This window comes from Actinoallomurus iriomotensis, assembly GCF_030269445.1.
Taxonomy (GTDB): Bacteria; Actinomycetota; Actinomycetes; order Streptosporangiales; family Streptosporangiaceae; genus Actinoallomurus; species Actinoallomurus iriomotensis.
Genome location: NZ_BSTJ01000014.1, coordinates 17,982 through 33,318 on the forward strand (window position 1 = coordinate 17,982; position 15,337 = coordinate 33,318).

General features: G+C 71.8%; 15 protein-coding genes. 9 read left to right on the forward strand and 6 right to left on the reverse strand.

All coding sequences use genetic code 11. The annotated features are described in order from the left end of the window. Positions 1-106 precede the first annotated feature (106 nt). Positions 107-1,129 (forward strand): alpha/beta hydrolase, encoded by a 1,023-nt coding sequence (locus tag QSK37_RS42480; protein ID WP_285632980.1) that lies wholly within the window; start codon positions 107-109, stop codon positions 1,127-1,129. After that, a complete protein-coding gene (locus QSK37_RS42485) occupies positions 1,126-1,428 on the forward strand; it encodes a hypothetical protein (RefSeq protein WP_285632983.1) in 303 nt (100 codons plus the stop codon). Before QSK37_RS42480 ends, QSK37_RS42485 begins: the two co-directional genes overlap by 4 nt. Here the strand turns inward: QSK37_RS42485 and QSK37_RS42490 are convergent. Together QSK37_RS42490 and QSK37_RS42495 are read right to left on the reverse strand one after the other, a co-directional pair. Continuing rightward, on the reverse strand, positions 1,322-2,557 hold the full coding sequence (locus tag QSK37_RS42490) for a GAF domain-containing sensor histidine kinase (protein WP_285633512.1): 1,236 nt from the start codon (positions 2,555-2,557) through the stop codon (positions 1,322-1,324). The genes QSK37_RS42485 and QSK37_RS42490 overlap by 107 nt on opposite strands. A 192-nt stretch (positions 2,558-2,749) precedes the next feature. Continuing rightward, positions 2,750-2,938: a hypothetical protein gene (locus tag QSK37_RS42495; protein WP_285575352.1), complete on the reverse strand. Its 189-nt coding sequence runs from the start codon at positions 2,936-2,938 to the stop codon at positions 2,750-2,752. A gap of 348 nt (positions 2,939-3,286) precedes the next feature. Between QSK37_RS42495 and QSK37_RS42500 the strand changes: the two genes are divergently transcribed. Continuing rightward, the gene (locus QSK37_RS42500; RefSeq protein WP_285632985.1) at positions 3,287-3,640 is read left to right on the forward strand and encodes an ArsR/SmtB family transcription factor; all 354 of its coding nucleotides are present in this window, start codon (positions 3,287-3,289) and stop codon (positions 3,638-3,640) included. Then, positions 3,624-6,353 (forward strand): magnesium-translocating P-type ATPase, encoded by a 2,730-nt coding sequence (gene mgtA, locus QSK37_RS42505; RefSeq protein ID WP_285632988.1) that lies wholly within the window; start codon positions 3,624-3,626, stop codon positions 6,351-6,353. Before QSK37_RS42500 ends, mgtA begins: the two co-directional genes overlap by 17 nt. On the opposite strand, the gene QSK37_RS42510 is transcribed toward mgtA, so the two are convergent. Further along, positions 6,313-7,305 (reverse strand): dipeptidase, encoded by a 993-nt coding sequence (locus QSK37_RS42510; RefSeq protein ID WP_285632991.1) that lies wholly within the window; start codon positions 7,303-7,305, stop codon positions 6,313-6,315. The two genes, mgtA and QSK37_RS42510, sit on opposite strands and share 41 nt — an antisense overlap. 307 nt (positions 7,306-7,612) lie before the next feature. On the opposite strand from QSK37_RS42510, the gene QSK37_RS42515 reads away from it, so the two are divergent. Genes QSK37_RS42515 through QSK37_RS42525 form a run of 3 tightly spaced genes read left to right on the forward strand, consistent with a single transcriptional unit; the run spans position 7,613 to position 11,315 of the window. Next, complete coding sequence (locus tag QSK37_RS42515; RefSeq protein WP_285632994.1) at positions 7,613-8,950, forward strand: hemolysin family protein; 1,338 nt, start codon at positions 7,613-7,615, stop codon at positions 8,948-8,950. Further along, positions 8,947-9,963: a hemolysin family protein gene (locus QSK37_RS42520; RefSeq protein ID WP_285632997.1), complete on the forward strand. Its 1,017-nt coding sequence runs from the start codon at positions 8,947-8,949 to the stop codon at positions 9,961-9,963. Before QSK37_RS42515 ends, QSK37_RS42520 begins: the two co-directional genes overlap by 4 nt. A 14-nt stretch (positions 9,964-9,977) precedes the next feature. Continuing rightward, entirely contained in the window at positions 9,978-11,315 is a 1,338-nt protein-coding gene (locus tag QSK37_RS42525) for an acyltransferase family protein (RefSeq protein WP_285633000.1), read from the forward strand. Between the two features lie 24 nt (positions 11,316-11,339). Here QSK37_RS42525 and QSK37_RS42530 read toward each other — a convergent pair whose 3' ends face one another. Next, positions 11,340-11,615: a hypothetical protein gene (locus tag QSK37_RS42530; protein WP_285633003.1), complete on the reverse strand. Its 276-nt coding sequence runs from the start codon at positions 11,613-11,615 to the stop codon at positions 11,340-11,342. Positions 11,616-11,763: 148 nt separating this feature from the next. Between QSK37_RS42530 and QSK37_RS42535 the strand changes: the two genes are divergently transcribed. Together QSK37_RS42535 and QSK37_RS42540 are read left to right on the forward strand one after the other, a co-directional pair. Next, entirely contained in the window at positions 11,764-12,387 is a 624-nt protein-coding gene (locus QSK37_RS42535; protein ID WP_285633006.1) for a TetR/AcrR family transcriptional regulator, read from the forward strand. Between the two features lie 46 nt (positions 12,388-12,433). Beyond that, complete coding sequence (locus QSK37_RS42540; protein ID WP_285633009.1) at positions 12,434-13,630, forward strand: acyltransferase family protein; 1,197 nt, start codon at positions 12,434-12,436, stop codon at positions 13,628-13,630. 16 nt (positions 13,631-13,646) lie between these two features. Here QSK37_RS42540 and QSK37_RS42545 read toward each other — a convergent pair whose 3' ends face one another. Together QSK37_RS42545 and QSK37_RS42550 are read right to left on the reverse strand one after the other, a co-directional pair. Then, a complete protein-coding gene (locus tag QSK37_RS42545; protein ID WP_285633012.1) occupies positions 13,647-14,858 on the reverse strand; it encodes an RNA polymerase sigma factor in 1,212 nt (403 codons plus the stop codon). Then, on the reverse strand, positions 14,855-15,226 hold the full coding sequence (locus QSK37_RS42550; protein ID WP_285575335.1) for a YciI family protein: 372 nt from the start codon (positions 15,224-15,226) through the stop codon (positions 14,855-14,857). Before QSK37_RS42550 ends, QSK37_RS42545 begins: the two co-directional genes overlap by 4 nt. Between the last annotated feature and the right edge of the window lie 111 nt (positions 15,227-15,337).

Genomic DNA, 15,337 nt, shown 5'->3' on the forward strand with positions numbered 1-15,337 from the left:
TTCCCGCCTCAGGCGAACGTGTGGATCTCCCGGCCCGTTGACGCCGGTGCTCCGAGTACCGCACGGACATTCCCTACCACGCAGACCTGATCGGTGGTGCGGCGCAATGAGCGCTTCCCAGAACCAGGCCGCGGCGGACCTCCATGACCAGGCCGCGGTCGATCTTCCTTCCCCGGGCCGGCAGGCCCGGATCCTGACCGAGATGATGCGCCTCGGATGGCGCCCGTTGCTCGATCACATCCCGGGCCGGCTCATGACCCCCTTGATGATCCGGACCGCCTTCGCGACCGGCGCGCTCCTGGTCCGCCCGGACTCCCGTGCCCGGGTGCGGCGGTTCAGCGCCACGGCGCACGGGCCCGGATCGACGGCCCCGCGCACGATCACCGGGGAATGGGTCCGCCCCCGCGATCCGGACGAGGGAGTCGTGCTCTACCTGCACGGCGGCGGTTACAGCTTCTGCTCCCCGCGGACCCACCGGGTGATCACCGGGCGGCTGGCGGCGACGTTCGGGCTCCGCGTTCTCGCCCCCCGCTACCGGCTCGCTCCCGAGCATCCCTACCCGGCGGCGTTCGACGACGCCATGGACTGCTACCTCTGGCTCCTGGACCAGGGAGTGCCGGCCGGACGGGTCGTCATCGCCGGTGACTCCTCCGGCGGCCATCTCGCCGCCGCGGTCGCCATCGAGGCCTGCCGGTCGGACACGCCCGTACCGGCCGGCGTCGTGCTGTTCTCCCCCTGGGTGGACCTCAGCTGCGAGCGGCTGGCACAGATCGACCGGTCCAAGCGGGACCCCTTCATCAGCCCGGTCGTGGCACAGCGGTGCGGACTGCAGTACGCGGGCGGCCACGGCTGGTCCGGTCCGGGGCTCTCGCTCCTGAACTGCGACGGCCTGACACTGCCGCCGTTCCTCATCCAGGCGGGTGGCGCGGAGGCCATGCGCGAGGAGATCGAGCAGTTCGCCGGGGTCCTGACCGAGGCCGGCACGTCATGTGAACTCCAGGTCTGGCCCGGCCAGATCCACGTCTTCCAGGCCTTCAACCGCCTGCTGCCGGCCGCGCGGGAGGCGATGAACGACGCGGCCCGGTTCATCCGGACGTCAGTGGAGACACCCCAGGAGACGGAGACATGAGGTCGCTGAGATTCCGTGCGCTCGTCACCCTCGACCCGGACACCGAACGGACGTCGAGTGCCGTCCGCAGGCTCGTCGTACGGGCTCACCGCCACCGGCCGGAAGGCGTGAGAGCCTTCAACGCCGTGGTCATCACCGACGACCAGGAGCCGCTGCGGGCGGGAGACACCCACCACGTCGTCACCATGACGATCACCGAGGAGGAGGCACTCGACCTCCTTCGCCCCGGCGACCGCTTCGAGCTGTGGAGCGACCACCGGCTCGGGCACGGCGTCGTCTCACGGCGGGTCTTCGTCTGACCGTGCTCGCGGCCCCGGACGGCCCGGATAACCCGGCGTCGATCGGGATCGAGGCGGTGAACGTCGTGCCACGGCCCGGCGGGCTCGTGAGGCACATGCTGCCCCCGAGCGCCTCGACCCGGTCGCGCAGGCCGATGAGCCCCGTTCCCCGCACGGGGTCGGCGCCGCCGACCCCGTCGTCGTGGACCGACAGCCGCAGGACCGCGCCGTCCGTACGGAGATCGACCTCGATCCGGCTCGGGTTCGCGTGCTTCACCGCGTTGGTCAGCGCCTCGCAGACCGAGTAGTACACCGTCACCTCGACGCGGTCTCCGAGTCTCCGGCCGACCTCCACGGTGACGATGACCGGCACGGCCGAACGACGGGCGAGCGTGTTCAGGGCCGCCTCCAGTCCGCCCCGCGACAGGATCGCCGGGTGGATGCCCCGCGCGATCTCCCGCAGGTCGTCGACGATGCTCATCAGGCTCCGCACCGCCTGTGACAGGCGTTCCCGCAGGCATTCGTCCGCCGGGGACACGTCGGACTCGGCGAGCCGCAGTTCGACGCCGAGGGCGATGAGCCGCTGCTGTACGCCGTCGTGCAGGTCGCGCTCGAGGCGGCGCCGGGCCTCGTCGCCGGCGGCGACGACGCGGGCGCGCGAGGCCGTGAGCTCGGCGCGACTCTCGCTGCTGGTGATCGCGGTGGCCACGAGGACGGCGAAGTCGTACATCCACTCCTCCACCTCGTCCCGCGGTTCACCGCCGTCCCAGCAGGCGACCAGCAGACCCCACACGCTTCCCCCGGCCACGATGGGACTGCCGATCGCCGAGCGGATGCGCCGGTTCCGTCTCGACCGGACGGTCGAACCGTCCGCTGGGTCGTACGTCCCGATCTGCGCCATGGCGCGGCCGGTCCGGAGCACTCGGTCCGGGATGCTCCCCTCCCGCAGCGGCCGGCGCTCGCCGACCGCCGGCCACACCTCCGGGTCGCGGTGCCGGCTCCAGGAGCCGACGACGATCGTGGACTCGTCGTTCTCGTAGCGCTGTACGGCCGCGTACTCCACCTTCAGCAGCGGGCCCATCTCGTTCGCGAGTTCGTTGAAGACCTGGAACGCCGGTGTCCCGCGGGCGACGAGTGGAACGGGACGCACGACGCTCAAGTTCTCCCCCTTCACGCGGCAGTGGAGGACTCGCGGGTACGGGAGAGCGGACGCCGCCACCCTCGTCCGCGTCCTGAAGAGCCGCGGCCTGCGCCGTGCTCGCCGGTCGTTGCGCCGGCGCCGGTGAGCGGCGCAGGCCGCGTCACCTCGTCACTCGCGGTGCGCCGGGCACCGCGGAGCGGATCAGCGGCGGTACAGAGTGACCCAGGCGTGCTCGAGAAGGTCACCGATGACGAGCAGGCCGTTGAAGATCCAGAAGGTCATCGCGGCACGGACGTTACGCTGCCGTCGCACGGCGGATCGCCACGCGAGGCTGGGTCGCGGCTCCGCCCACGACCGGTGGGAGAACTCCTCCACCTGAGTGCTCGGCACGATCGACTCGCCCCCTTTCACAGAGTCTCGTGGTGGCCAGGCGGTACACGTAGGAACGTTGCTGAGGTGGTCCTCGGATGCGTCGCGGTCGCGACGCCGATGAGTCGTGGTGCTCGGTTGTCTCGCTGGTCTGATACCCGTATGAGCCGTCGGCGGCCGTCTCCCCGTGTCGCAAAGACGATCTCGTCTATCTATGACGGTCACGCCCTGCTGATGGTTCAGTCTATTTTCGACACTTGCACAAGTCGACAAGTATTCGGACCGCCGCTCCGTGCGGTCCGGTTGCGCCGCTCCGGTCCGCTCCGGAAGGCTGGTCACCGGCACAGCACGGGCGTGGGAGGTGGGGTCGTGGCGGACACCGAGACCGGCGAGCCGCCGTACCTGTCGCCCGAGCTGCTTCAGGACATGGCGGGCACGTTCGGTCTGCTCGCCTCGACGATGCGGCTGCACATCGTGTGGGTGCTCGCCCACGGAGAGTGCGACGTGGGCACCATCGCGGCGCAGGTCGGCGGCACCGTGCCCACGGTGAGCCACCACCTGGCGAAGCTGAAGCTCGCCGGTCTGGTCCGGTCCCGCCGCGAGGGACGTCACCAGGTCTACCTCGTCGACGACCCGCACATCGTGACGATCGTGCGGCAGATGGTCGACCGGATGAGGGACCAGACCGCGGGCACGAGGCGCCGTCGTGGCGTCGGCGCCTGAGCCTCTCGCCGCCCTTCCCACACCGGCCGGCGCGGCCGGTGCGTCTCGGCTGCCCACCGTGCGCGGCCGGCTCGCCGACTTCGCCTCGATGCCGGTGCACCAGGTGCTGCGCCGGCTGGAGACCGGACCGCGCGGCCTCCTGGAGGAGGCGGCCCAGGCCCGGCTCGAACACTACGGCGACAACGTCATCACCGGGACGGGACGGCCGCGCCGGGCACCCCAGGTCCTGCGCGCGCTCACGAACCCGTTCGTGATGATCCTGTACGTCCTCGGCGCCGTGTCAGCGGCACTGGGCGCATACGGCGCGACCACGGTGATCAGCGTCATGGTGCTGATCAGCTGCTGGCTGCAGGTCCGCCAGGAACACCGCTTCGACCGGGTCGCCGCCACGTTGCGGGCGATGGTGGTCACCACGGCCACGGTCGTACGCCGCGCGTCGGCGCAGGCGCCGCCGGTGGCGCGGGAGCTCCCGGTCGATCAGCTCGTCCCCGGCGACGTCGTGCGCCTCGGCCCGGGAGACATGGTGCCCGCCGACGTACGCGTGCTGCGGTCGACGGACCTGCGGGTGGACCAGGCGGTGCTGACCGGGGAGTCGGTCCCCGTGGTCAAGCAGGCCGCGTACGGCACCGGCGCGCCGTACCGGGAGCAGGACGGCGACCTGGGCACCTTCGACTGCCCGGTGCTGGGCTTCATGGGCAGCACGGTCAGCGCCGGAACGGCGACGGCGGTGGTGATGGCGACCGGCGGGTCGACCTACTTCGGCGCGATGCACGCGCAGCTGGCCCCGCGCCGGGCCGAGACCGCGTTCGACCGTGGCGTCAAGGGCGTGTCCCGCGCGCTGATCGGGCTGATGCTCGTGTGCGCGCCGCTGGTGTTCGCCGTGAACGCCGGCGTGCACGGGGTCCGGCTCGCCGCGCTGTGGTTCGCGATCTCCGTCGCGGTGGGGCTGACGCCGGAGATGTTGCCGGTCATGGTCAGCACGGCCCTCGCCCGGGGAGCCAAGGCCGGCCTCCGCCACAAAGTGGTCATCAAGCGGCTGCCCGCGCTGCACAACCTCGGCGCCGTCGGCGTGCTGTGCATGGACAAGACCGGCACTCTCACCCACGACCAGCTCGGCATCGAGTGCCACGTCGACCCGTACGGCCGCCCCGACGACGACGTGCTGCGGTGGGCGGCGATCAACAGTGTCGGCACCACCCAGACCGAGGAGGCCTGGCCGGTCAACGACCTCGACGAGGCCCTCCTGGCCCATGCCGAACAGGCGGGCGTGCCCACGGAGGGCTGGATCGCCACCGAGGCCGTCCCGTTCGACGCGGCGCGCCGCAGCAGCAGCGTCGTGGTGCGGCACGGTCACCGGCCCGGCACCGAGACGCTCATCACCAAGGGCGCGGTCGAACAGGTCCTGCCGCAGTGCACGCGCCTGCGCGTGGCCGGCGACGACCTGCCGATGCGCGCGGCGGACCACCGCCGCCTGCGCGAACTCGCCGACCGCCACGCCGCCGACGGCGTACGGATGCTCGCCGTCGCCATCGCCGACCGCCGGCCGTTCCGGCCGGCGCCCGACCAGGACCTGACGCTGGTCGGGTTCGTCGGCTTCCGCGACCAGCCGCGGGACTCCGCCCGCGCCGCGCTGGCCGCCCTGGCCGAGCGGGGCGTCGCCGTGAAGGTGCTCACCGGCGACCATCCGCTGGTCGCGGCGCGGATCTGCCGGGACGCGGGCATCGCCCCGGGCCGTACCGTGCTCGGCGAGGAGATCGCCGGCCTCGACGAGCCGGTGCTGAGCGAACTCGCCGCGCGCACCACGGTCTTCGCCCGCATCGACCCGGAGCAGAAGGCCCGCATCGTCCGCGCCCTACGGGCGTCCGGGCACGTCGTGGGCTTCCTCGGCGACGGCGTCAACGACGCGGGCGCGCTGCGGGACGCCGACGTGGGGATCACCGTCGAGAGCGCCGTCGACATCGCACGAGAGTCGGCGGACGTGGTGCTCCTGGGCGACGACCTGCACGCGGTGGCCGAGGCCGTCACCGAGGGACGGCGCACGTTCGGCAACATCAAGAAGTACCTGGAGATCACCATCTCCTCGAACTTCGGCAACGTGCTGTCGATGCTGGCGGCGAGCATCCTGCTCCCGTTCCTGCCGATGCTGCCGATGCAGATCCTGGTCCAGAACCTGTGCTTCGACCTGTGCCTGCTCCCGCTCGCCTTCGACCACGTCGACCGGCGCGCCCTCCGCCGCCCGCAGACCTTCGACCCCCGCCGTCTCACCCGGTTCGTCCTGCTCCTGGGCCCGGCCAACACCTTGGCCGACCTCACCGCGTTCGCGATCCTGCTGCACGTCACCGGCGGCCATCCCGGCTCGGCCGCCCAGGCGCTGTTCCACACCGGCTGGTTCTTCGAGAACCTGCTGACCCAGGCGGCGGCCGTCCACCTCCTGCGCGACCGCCGCCCACCGTCCCACCGCAACCGCGCGGCGCTGCCGGTGTTCGCGGGCACGGTGGCCATCACGACGGTCGCGACCTGCCTGCCGCTGTCCCCGCTCGCCGCACCGCTGGCGATGCGTTCCCTGCCGGGGTTCTGCCTGCTGTCGCTGACGCTCGTCGTGGCCCTGTACTGCGTCCTGATCAGCGCGGCGAAAGCGCTGTGGCACAAGATCGACGCAAGGCAGTCCGGGTCTACTCCTGCGGGTTCCATGCCTGACGTGCGACGCGCATGAAGTTGCCGCCGAGGATGCCGGTGATCGCCTCGTCGGGATAGCCGCGGTCGGCGAGGACGGCCGCGAGCGGGGACAGCGTCTCGGGTTCGACGAAACGAATCGGCCCCCAGCGCGTGTAGCTCTCGGGGAACAGGTCCGCGTTCTCGGTGAACTCGCGGTTGAAATCGCCGATGTCGAAGGGGTAGTCGGTGCCGATGCCGACGTGGTCCGGTCCAACGAGTTCGACCGCGTACTCCACGTGGCGGAGCAGCGCATCGAGGCTGATGTCGTTGGGACCGAGGAAGATACCCACGCCGGTGATGCCGATCACCCCGCCGGTCGCGGCACAGGCCCTGGCCTGTTCGTCGGTGATGTTGCGCTCGTGCTCCCAGACCGACCGCATGCACGTGTGGCTGTAGATGACCGGCCCGGTGGAGACCTCGCACAGGTCGAGCCCGGTCCGGATGCTGGAGTGCGAACCGTCGGCGACCATGCCCACCCGGTTCATCTCTCGCACCATCGCTCGCCCGTACGCGGTCAGGCCCTGATCGTCGGCGTCCATGCATCCTGATCCAGCCGCGTTCCGGTAGTTGTAGGCGGGAACCAGCGTCCGGACCCCCAGCCGGTGATAGCGCTCGACCATGTCGAGCCGGCCGTCGAGGGGGTTGGCGTCCTCCAGATCGAAGGCGACGGCCAGCCGGCCGGACTCCTGTGCGGTGACCACGTCCGCCGCCGATCCGGCGAGCACGAAACGCTGGTCGGCGGAGAGTTGCCGCCGGAACGACTCGAGGATCGCAAGCGTCGAGCCGGCGTCATTCGGTGCGTAGCCGACGTTGACGGAGACGAAACTCGCTCCGATCTCCAGGAACCGCAGGAGGTCGCGGACGTCGGCATCGGGCGTCAGCGGGAGGCAGCAGTGCTGATCCCACAGCCCCGGCAGGTCACTCGACATTTCGTCTCTCGCGTTGGTCACCTGATCCATCCTGCCCCGACCACGCTCGCCGGTGGGCGGAGGAGGGAGCCGGCCCGGGGGCGTCGACGCCCGACGCTTGAACAGTTGCGCAACCGTACAATAAATTGCGACGCTGATCAGGTGGCCCCCCGCGTGCGGTCCTCCCCGGGCTGCTCGACACCCCCGGGGCCTGGTGACCTGCGAGGATGAGCTCTCACGGCGGTACGCTGCAAAGGAATCACCTGCCGCTCCGCCGTCGAACGGCTCTGGACAGGAGGAGTTCGGTGTCCGCTTCGTCGGACCCCGGTCATAGACCCGGGACCGGGTCATGCTGAGCGCGCTGACCGGGCTCGCCGCAGTGCTGGCCCTGACCGTCGCCACGGGCTACTTCGTGGCGCAGGAGTTCTCGTTCGTCACCGCCGACCGGGCCCGGCTCGCCGCGGACGCCGGGCGCGGCGACACGCGGGCACGGCGGGCCCTGGCCGTGATGGGGCGGCTGTCGTTCATGCTGTCCGGCGCGCAGCTGGGCATCACCATCACCGCGCTGGTCGTCGGGTTCATCGCCGAGCCCGCGACGTCGGCGCTGATCGAACCGGTCCTTGACGGGCTGGGCGTGCCGGACACGGCCGCGGGTCCCGCCGCGCTGGCCCTCGGCTTCGTCCTGGCCACCATCGTGCAGATGGTCCTCGGCGAGCTTCTGCCCAAGAACCTGGCGCTCGCCCGCGCCGAACCCCTGGCCAAGGCCCTGGCCGCCTCGACGCTGGCCTACCTGGCGATCGCGGGGCCGGTGATCCGGCTGTTCGACACCGCCTCCACCCGGCTGCTGCGCCTGGCCGGAGTGGAACCGGTGGAAGAGCTCTCGCACGGGGCGACGCTGACCGAGCTGGGCGACATCATCGGCGAGTCGCACCGGTCCGGCCGGATCCCCGCCGACCTGTCGGTGCTGCTGGAACGCGCGCTGACCTTCGGGGAGCGCACCGCCGCCGAGGTCATGGTGCCGCGCCCCGACGTCGTCGCCGTCCCCGCCGACGCCACCGTCGGCCGTCTCAAGGAGCTGATCGCCGAGACCGGCCACACGAACTACCCCGTCTACGACCGCGACATCGACGACGTGATCGGGATCGCCGGGGTCCGGGAGATCGCGCCGCCCGGCACCTCCGACGACCGGCTCGTCACCGACCTCGTACGTCCCGCGCTCCTGCTGCCCGCGACCGTCCCTCTGCACCTCGTCCTCGGCCGGATGCGCGAGGCGCACGAGGAGTTCGCCGCCGTCGTCGACGAGTACGGCGGGCTCGCCGGCATCCTGACGTTCGAGGACATCGCGGAGCAGCTCGTCGGCCAGATCGCCGACGAGAACGACGCCCTGATGCCCGCCCCGACCCCGGCCGGGGGCGTCTGGAGGCTGCCGGCCGCGCTGCGGATCGCCCAGGTACGCGACGTCACCGGCCTGGCGCTGCCCGACGACCCGGCCTACGACAGTCTCAGCGGGCTCTTCATGGCGCATCTGGGCCGGCTGCCAGGGGTCGGCGACCGCGTCGAGGTCGAGGTGGAGCCGCGGCACGGTCCGCCGTCGCACGCCGAGCTCGAGGTGCTGAGCGTCCGCCGGCGCGTGCCCCGCACCATCGCGATGCGTCTGCTCACCACGGCGCGGGAGGAGCGCCGATGAACCTGCCGGCCTCCCTCGCGATCACGATCCTGCTGCTGGCGGGCAACGCGTTCTTCGTCGGCGCGGAGTTCGCGCTCGTCGCCGCCCGGCGCGTACGGCTCGAACGCGACGCCGCCCGCGGCAGCCGTACGGCCAGGGCCGCCGTCGCCGGGATCGACGAGCTGTCCCTCATGCTCGCCGGCGCCCAGCTCGGCATCACCATGTGCTCGCTCGGCCTCGGCGCCGTCACCGAACCGGCGTTCGAGCACATCCTCGACCCGCCGCTGGAGGCCGTCGGCGCGCCCGGGGCGGTACGTCATCCGATCGCGTTCGTCGTCGCGCTGGCCGTCGTGACCTTCCTGCACATGGTCGTCGGTGAGATGGTGCCCAAGTCCTGGGCCATCACCGACCCCGAGCGTTCCGCCCGGACGCTCGCCGTGCCCTTCCGCGCCTTCACCCGGGTCGCCCGGCCGTTGATCGCCGCGCTCAACGGCGTCACGAACGCGCTGCTGCGGCTGGTCCGCGTCCGTCCGACGGCCGAGGCCGACTCTCACGCCGACCCGCAACGCCTGTCCCACCTGATCACCGAGTCGCGTCGCCTCGGCCTCATCGGCCGGGCCGAGCACGCCCTTCTCGGCCGGGCCATCGCCACGCACGAGGCGACCATCACCCACCTGGTCGTCCCGGCGGACGACGTCGCCGCCGTGCCCGCCGACGCCGACGCCGAGCGGATCCGCCGTACCTCCGCCGACCACGGGCACACCCGGATCCTCGTCCGCGCCGACGGCCGGGGCATCGCCGGCATGCTCCACGTACGCGAGGCCGTCACCGGTCCGACCGCGGGCGGGCGCGCCGCCGACATGATGTACCCCGTTCCCACGCTCCCTCCGGACTGCGGCGTGCTCGACGCCCTCACCACCATGCGGAACGCCCGCGCCCAGCTCGCCGTCGTCGCCACCGCCGACAACCCCTTCGTCGGCCTGGTGAGCCTCGATGACCTGCTCAGCGAGCTGCTGACCGCCAACCCCCACTGACGGGAACGCCGCCGATGAGCCGAGTTCCTGTCTTTTCTCGCCCCTTCCGTCGCGCCGGGCCGGCCGCCGCGGGCGGGCCGAAGCGCCTGGTCTGGCTGGACCTGCTCCGCGGGATCGCCGCGATGGTCGTCGCCCTGCACCACGCCACCTACTACTTCACGCCCGGATGGCGCGCGGGCCTGCGACTGTGGTTCGACCCCGGCCTGTACGGCGTGCTGGTGTTCTTCCTGGTCAGCGGCTACATCATTCCCGCGTCCCTCGAACGGCACGGTCAGGTGCGGGGCTTTTGGATCAGCCGGCTGCTGCGCATCTACCCGCTGCTGACGGTCGCGTGCGTGATCACGGTGCTGCCGTTCCTGCTGGGCGTCCGCGGGTTGCGGGCCGGGCTGGAGCAGTACCGGCCCGCGACCGCCGTCCTGGCGCATCTGACGATGCTGCAGGACGTGCTCGCCGTGCCGAACGTCATCAACGTCCTGTGGACGCTGTCGTACGAGATGGCCTTCTACCTGCTGGTCGTCGCGCTGTTCGTGGTCGGCGCGCACCGGCGCTCGGCGCCCGTCGCCGTCGTGCTGGTGGCCGGCGCCGTGGTGGCCGGCGGGCTGCTGCCGATGGCCGCCCTGTCGACGAGAGCAGGCGTCGGGCCGATCGTCGCGCTCGCCGCGCTGACCATGGCCGCCGCCGTCCTCGCGGCCGTCTCGTCCCGGCCGGCCCTGCGCACCGCGGGCGGGCTGCTCGGCGGCGCGCTGGCCCTCACCTTGGTCAGCGTGAACAGCCGGGTCGGCGCGTGGCAGGGGCTGGCCATCCTCGCGGTGATGTTCACCGGCACCGTCCTCTACCGCGCCGAGCACGGCCAGATCCGCCGGCGTACGGCCGCGGCGGCGACCGCCCTCGTTCTGGCCGGCGCCGTCGCCGCGGCCGTATGGCACGCCGACGTCAGCATGTCGGAGGCGCAGGCGGACGCGTTCGGCGCCTACTGGACCTGGTCGATCGTGCTGGCGGGCGTCACGTTCGCGGCGGGGTGGGCGCTGCGGCACCGCCGCATTCCTCGCGGGCTCGCCGGGCTGGGGAAGATCAGCTTCTCCCTGTACCTCCTCCATCCCGTGCTGCTGATGGTCTCCGACCAGCTCGGCGGCACCCCCGACCACGACGACGTGCTTCGTCTCCTCGTCTTCGTCCTCGTGCTGATCGGGGCCAGCACGCTGACCTACCACTACGTCGAAGTGCCCTTCCAGCGCCTCGGACGGCGTCTGGGCCGCCGCTCGCGCGACGCCCGTCCGAGGTCGACCGCCACGCCCGCGCCACCGCCGGCGGAGTCACGGCCGACCCCGGAACCTCCCGTCACCAGCAGATGATCTACGGCGCCGGTGAAAGCCGATTCACTCCTTTTCCTGCGGGCTGAACAGGAGACAGAACAGGGCGGCGGCCAACAGGACCACGGCGCATGCCACGAGGGTGGTCTGCATGGCGTTGACGAAGCCGATGGCGAAGGTGCCGGTGGTGACGCGCTCGTACAGGCCGGCCGTGGCGGGGTTCAGGCCGCCGGGCGGCGTGGGCGGACCGTAGTGTCGCGCGGCGGCGGTGGTGTCGTCGATGAGCCGGGCCCGCAGATTCTCCGGTAGCCGACCGGCGCGCTTTTCGGCCTCTCTGGGCAAGACGGAGGAGAGGCGGGCCGCCAGCAGGGCGCCCAGGCGGCCACCAGCAGGCCGGCGGCCGGCAGTGTCATCCCGGCCGTCACGATGTACTTGCCGCCGAACCTGTCCGACGGCCGGCCGGTGGTCTAGCAGCCGATAATCTGCGGGCATGCGGGCGCCGGCGAAGGCTGATCTGACGGGACGAGCGCGGCTGCGCCAGGCGGCGCTGGAGCTGTTCGCCGAGCACGGGTTCGAGGCGACCTCGACGCGTGCGGTGGCGGCCGCCGCCGGGCTGTCGCCGGCGCTGGTGACGCGACACTTCGGCTCCAAAGAGGGGCTGCGTGCCGCGGTCGACGAGCACGTGCTCGACCAGATGACCGAGGCGCTGCGCGGGCTCGCGGCCGAGGGGGCGGAGAAGCGCGACCTGATGACCTCGCTGGGCGAGGTCTCCGCCCGGCTGTTCGGCTCGGATCCGGTGCTGCGCGGCTACCTGCGGCACGCCCTGCTGGAGGACGGGGGCACGGGCTCCGTCCTGTTCGGGCACCTCCTGCGTGGCGCCCGCCGGGAGTTGGAGCGGCTGTCGGCGGCGCACGGCGGACAGGCGCCGCCGGATGACGAGTGGGCGCCGTTCCAGATCCTGTTCCTGGTGCTGGGTCCGCTCCTGCTGGAGCCGGTGATGCGGCCCAACCTCGAAGAACCGCTGTTCGCGCCCGAGGTCCTCGCCCGCCGCAGCGCGGCCAACCAGCGGTTGCTGCTGCGCGGCCTCTACGGCCACCCGGAGGAGGAAAGCTAGGGTTGACCCCAGCGCGTGGTGTACAGCTGTTTACTAGCGTGAACGCATGTACACCTCGACCAAAGCGCCGCCGCGATCGGCGGTCCGCCCTCGCCTCGCCTGGCTGGACAACCTCCGCGTCGCGCTGACCGTACTCGTCGTCCTCCACCACGCCGCCCAGGCGTACGGCCCCGCCGACTGGTGGTACGTCCGCGACCAGCCGCGCAGCGGGATACTCGCGACGCTGTCCGCCCTGGACGGCGCCTTCTTCATGAGCCTCTTCTTCTTCGTGTCCGCGGTGTTCGTCCCGGGCTCCCACGACCGCCGTGGCGGGTGGGCCTTCTTCCGGGGGCGGCTGCTCCGGCTCGGCGTCCCACTGGTCGTCGGCGCGCTGACGATCGTGCCGGGGCTGATGTACGCCTACTACCGGCACTACCGCGGCTATCCGCCGATCTCCTACCCGCGCTACTTCGCCGACGTCTACCTCGGCCTGGGCGACCGGCCCGCGGACTGGAGCGGGCCGAGCTGGCCCGACCTGCAGTTCGGCCACCTGTGGTTCATCCAGAACCTGCTCGCCTACAGCCTCCTGTACCTGCTGTGCCGCCAGGCCGCCCGGCTGCTGTCGCGGGGTCGCCGTGGCGCCCGCCCGGCGCGACCGGTCCCCGGCCACCGGTCGCTGGTCCTGCTCACCCTGGCGGTGGCCGCGGCCACGTACGTCATCCGGATCCACTACCCGCTGGACACCTGGGTGCCGGTGCTCGACCTCCTTCAGGTCGAGCCGGCCCGGGTGCCGCAGTACGCGGCCTTCTTCATCCTCGGCGTGCTCGCCGACCGGTACGGCTGGCTGGAGCGCTTCCCCGCCCGTACGGGATGGGTCTGGCTGGCCGGCGGCCTCGGCGGAGCCGTCGTGCTGTTCGCCGTCGGATCGGACGCCTCGTGCTTCGGCGCGGGCGGCGTCACCTGGCCGGCCGCGCTGTGGGCGCTGGTGGACAGCGCGCTGTGCGTGTCGCTGTGCGTCGGGCTGCTCACGCTCTTCCGCGAGACGCTGGGCGGCACCGGCCCGCTCCGCCGGGAACTGGCCGCCGGCTCGTACACCGTCTACATCGTCCATCTCCCCGTGGTGGTGATCCTGCAGTACGCGCTGGCCGACCGGCGGCCGTCCGCGCTCGTCGCCTGGGTGGTGGTGTCGGGAACCGCCGTGCTCGCCGCCTTCCCGCTCGCGGCGGCGCTGCGCCGCCTTCCGGGCGCCCGGCGGGTGCTGTGACCGGTGGCGGGCGGATTCAGGTTCGCACCCGGCCGGCCCGGGACTCCAGGTAGCGCTGCTCGGCGATGCTGGCGGTGGCCTTCGCGGCGCGCCGGTAGTGCTCGTAGGCCCCGGCCGTGTCGCCGATCTTCTCCAGCAGATGCGCCCGTACGGACAGCAGCCGGTGATGCCCGGCCATCCGCTCGTCACCGTCCAGTGTGGACAGCAGGGACAGCCCGGCCTGCGCGCCCTCGGTCTCGGCGAGCGCGATCGCCCGGTTGAGGGTGACCATCGGGTTGGGCGCGATCCGTTCCAGGATCAGGTAGAGGGCGTGCACCTGTGGCCAGTTGGTCTCCTCGGCGGTGGCCGCGTCGGCGTGCGTGGCGGCGATGGCCGCCTGCAGTTGGTAGGGCCCCAGCGCCGGACCGGCCAGCGACGTCTTGACCAGCTCCAGCCCCTCGTCGATCAGCCCGCGGTCCCACTTCGTACGGTCCTGCTCGTCCAGCGGCACCAGGTCGCCGGCCGCCGTCGTGCGGGTCTCCCGGCGGGCGTGGGTCAACAGCATCAGCGCGAGCAACCCGGTCACCTCGCCGTCCTCGGGCAGCTGCGCGTGCACCATCCTGGTCAGCCGGATCGCCTCGCGCGCGAGGTCGGCGCGGTGCAGCTCGCTGCCCGAGGAGGCGGTGTAGCCCTCGTTGAAGATCAGGTAGAGCACGTGCAGGACGACCTGTAGCCGCTCCTCGCGCTCAGCGCCGTCCGGCAGGCTGAACGAGCTGCCGACGGCCTTGATGCGCTGCTTGGCGCGGCTGATCCGGGCCGCCATCGTGGCCTCCGGCACCAGGAACGCCCGGGCGATCTCGGCCGTGGTCAGGCCGCCGACGGCCCGCAGCGTCAGGGCCGTCTGCGAGGCCGCGGTCAGCGTCGGATGGCAGCACAGGAAGAGCAGGACGAGCGTGTCGTCGGTGTCCGGCACCTCTCCGAGCTCCACCTCGGTGGCCTGCGCGGCCTCCCGCTCACGGCGCGCCTGCTCACTGCGCATCTGGTCGATGAGCCGCCGGGACGCGACCGTCACCAGCCAGCCCCGTGGGTTGTCCGGCACGCCCTCGGCGGGCCACTGCACGGTGGCGGCGAGGACGGCCTCCTGCACGGCGTCCTCGCAGGCTTCGAACTGTCCGTGCCGCCGTACCAACGCGCTGAGGACCTGCGGCGTGAGTTCACGCAGCAGGTCCTCGATCGATGGAGCCGTCATGCTTCCAATTGTCCGTCGGCGAACATCACCTGGCGCACCTCGACTCCCAGGCCCTCGATCGCGGCGTCCGGGATCTGCGCCGCCAGCTCGATCGCCCGCTCCTTGCTCTCACAGTCGATCAGGTAGAACCCGCCCAGGAACTCCTTGGCCTCCAGGAAAGGGCCGTCGCTCACCACCGGCTGGCCGTTGCGGACGGACACCACGGCGGCCTGTGACGGGTCGACCAGCGCCTGCGTGGTGATCATCTCGCCGGACTCCTTCAGCGCCTCCATGAACCTGCCGTGGCCCTCTCCGATCGCGGCCTTCTCCTCGTCGGTCAGCGCGTCCAGCACGGCCGGGTTGATGTGCATGCTGATCAAGAACTTCATCTCGTGCTCCTTGTGATTCGCAGGCCCCGTCCGGGCCCTTCGACGGTTGGTCGGGGCCGCCGTCGCCGTCTTGACATCGCCGCCGAGATTTTTTTCATCGCATCGCCCTCA

Excerpts from the sequence above, each read along its gene's own strand:
- QSK37_RS42540 (WP_285633009.1), top strand. The coding sequence starts at position 12,434 with ATGTACACCTCGACCAAAGCGCCGCCGCGATCGGCGGTCCGCCCTCGC.
- QSK37_RS42525 (WP_285633000.1), top strand. The coding sequence starts at position 9,978 with ATGAGCCGAGTTCCTGTCTTTTCTCGCCCCTTCCGTCGCGCCGGGCCG.
- QSK37_RS42515 (WP_285632994.1), top strand. The coding sequence starts at position 7,613 with ATGCTGAGCGCGCTGACCGGGCTCGCCGCAGTGCTGGCCCTGACCGTC.
- QSK37_RS42480 (WP_285632980.1), top strand. The coding sequence starts at position 107 with ATGAGCGCTTCCCAGAACCAGGCCGCGGCGGACCTCCATGACCAGGCC.
- QSK37_RS42535 (WP_285633006.1), top strand. The coding sequence starts at position 11,764 with ATGCGGGCGCCGGCGAAGGCTGATCTGACGGGACGAGCGCGGCTGCGC.
- QSK37_RS42520 (WP_285632997.1), top strand. The coding sequence starts at position 8,947 with ATGAACCTGCCGGCCTCCCTCGCGATCACGATCCTGCTGCTGGCGGGC.
- QSK37_RS42550 (WP_285575335.1), bottom strand. The coding sequence starts at position 15,226 with ATGAAGTTCTTGATCAGCATGCACATCAACCCGGCCGTGCTGGACGCG.
- QSK37_RS42485 (WP_285632983.1), top strand. The coding sequence starts at position 1,126 with ATGAGGTCGCTGAGATTCCGTGCGCTCGTCACCCTCGACCCGGACACC.
- QSK37_RS42545 (WP_285633012.1), bottom strand. The coding sequence starts at position 14,858 with ATGACGGCTCCATCGATCGAGGACCTGCTGCGTGAACTCACGCCGCAG.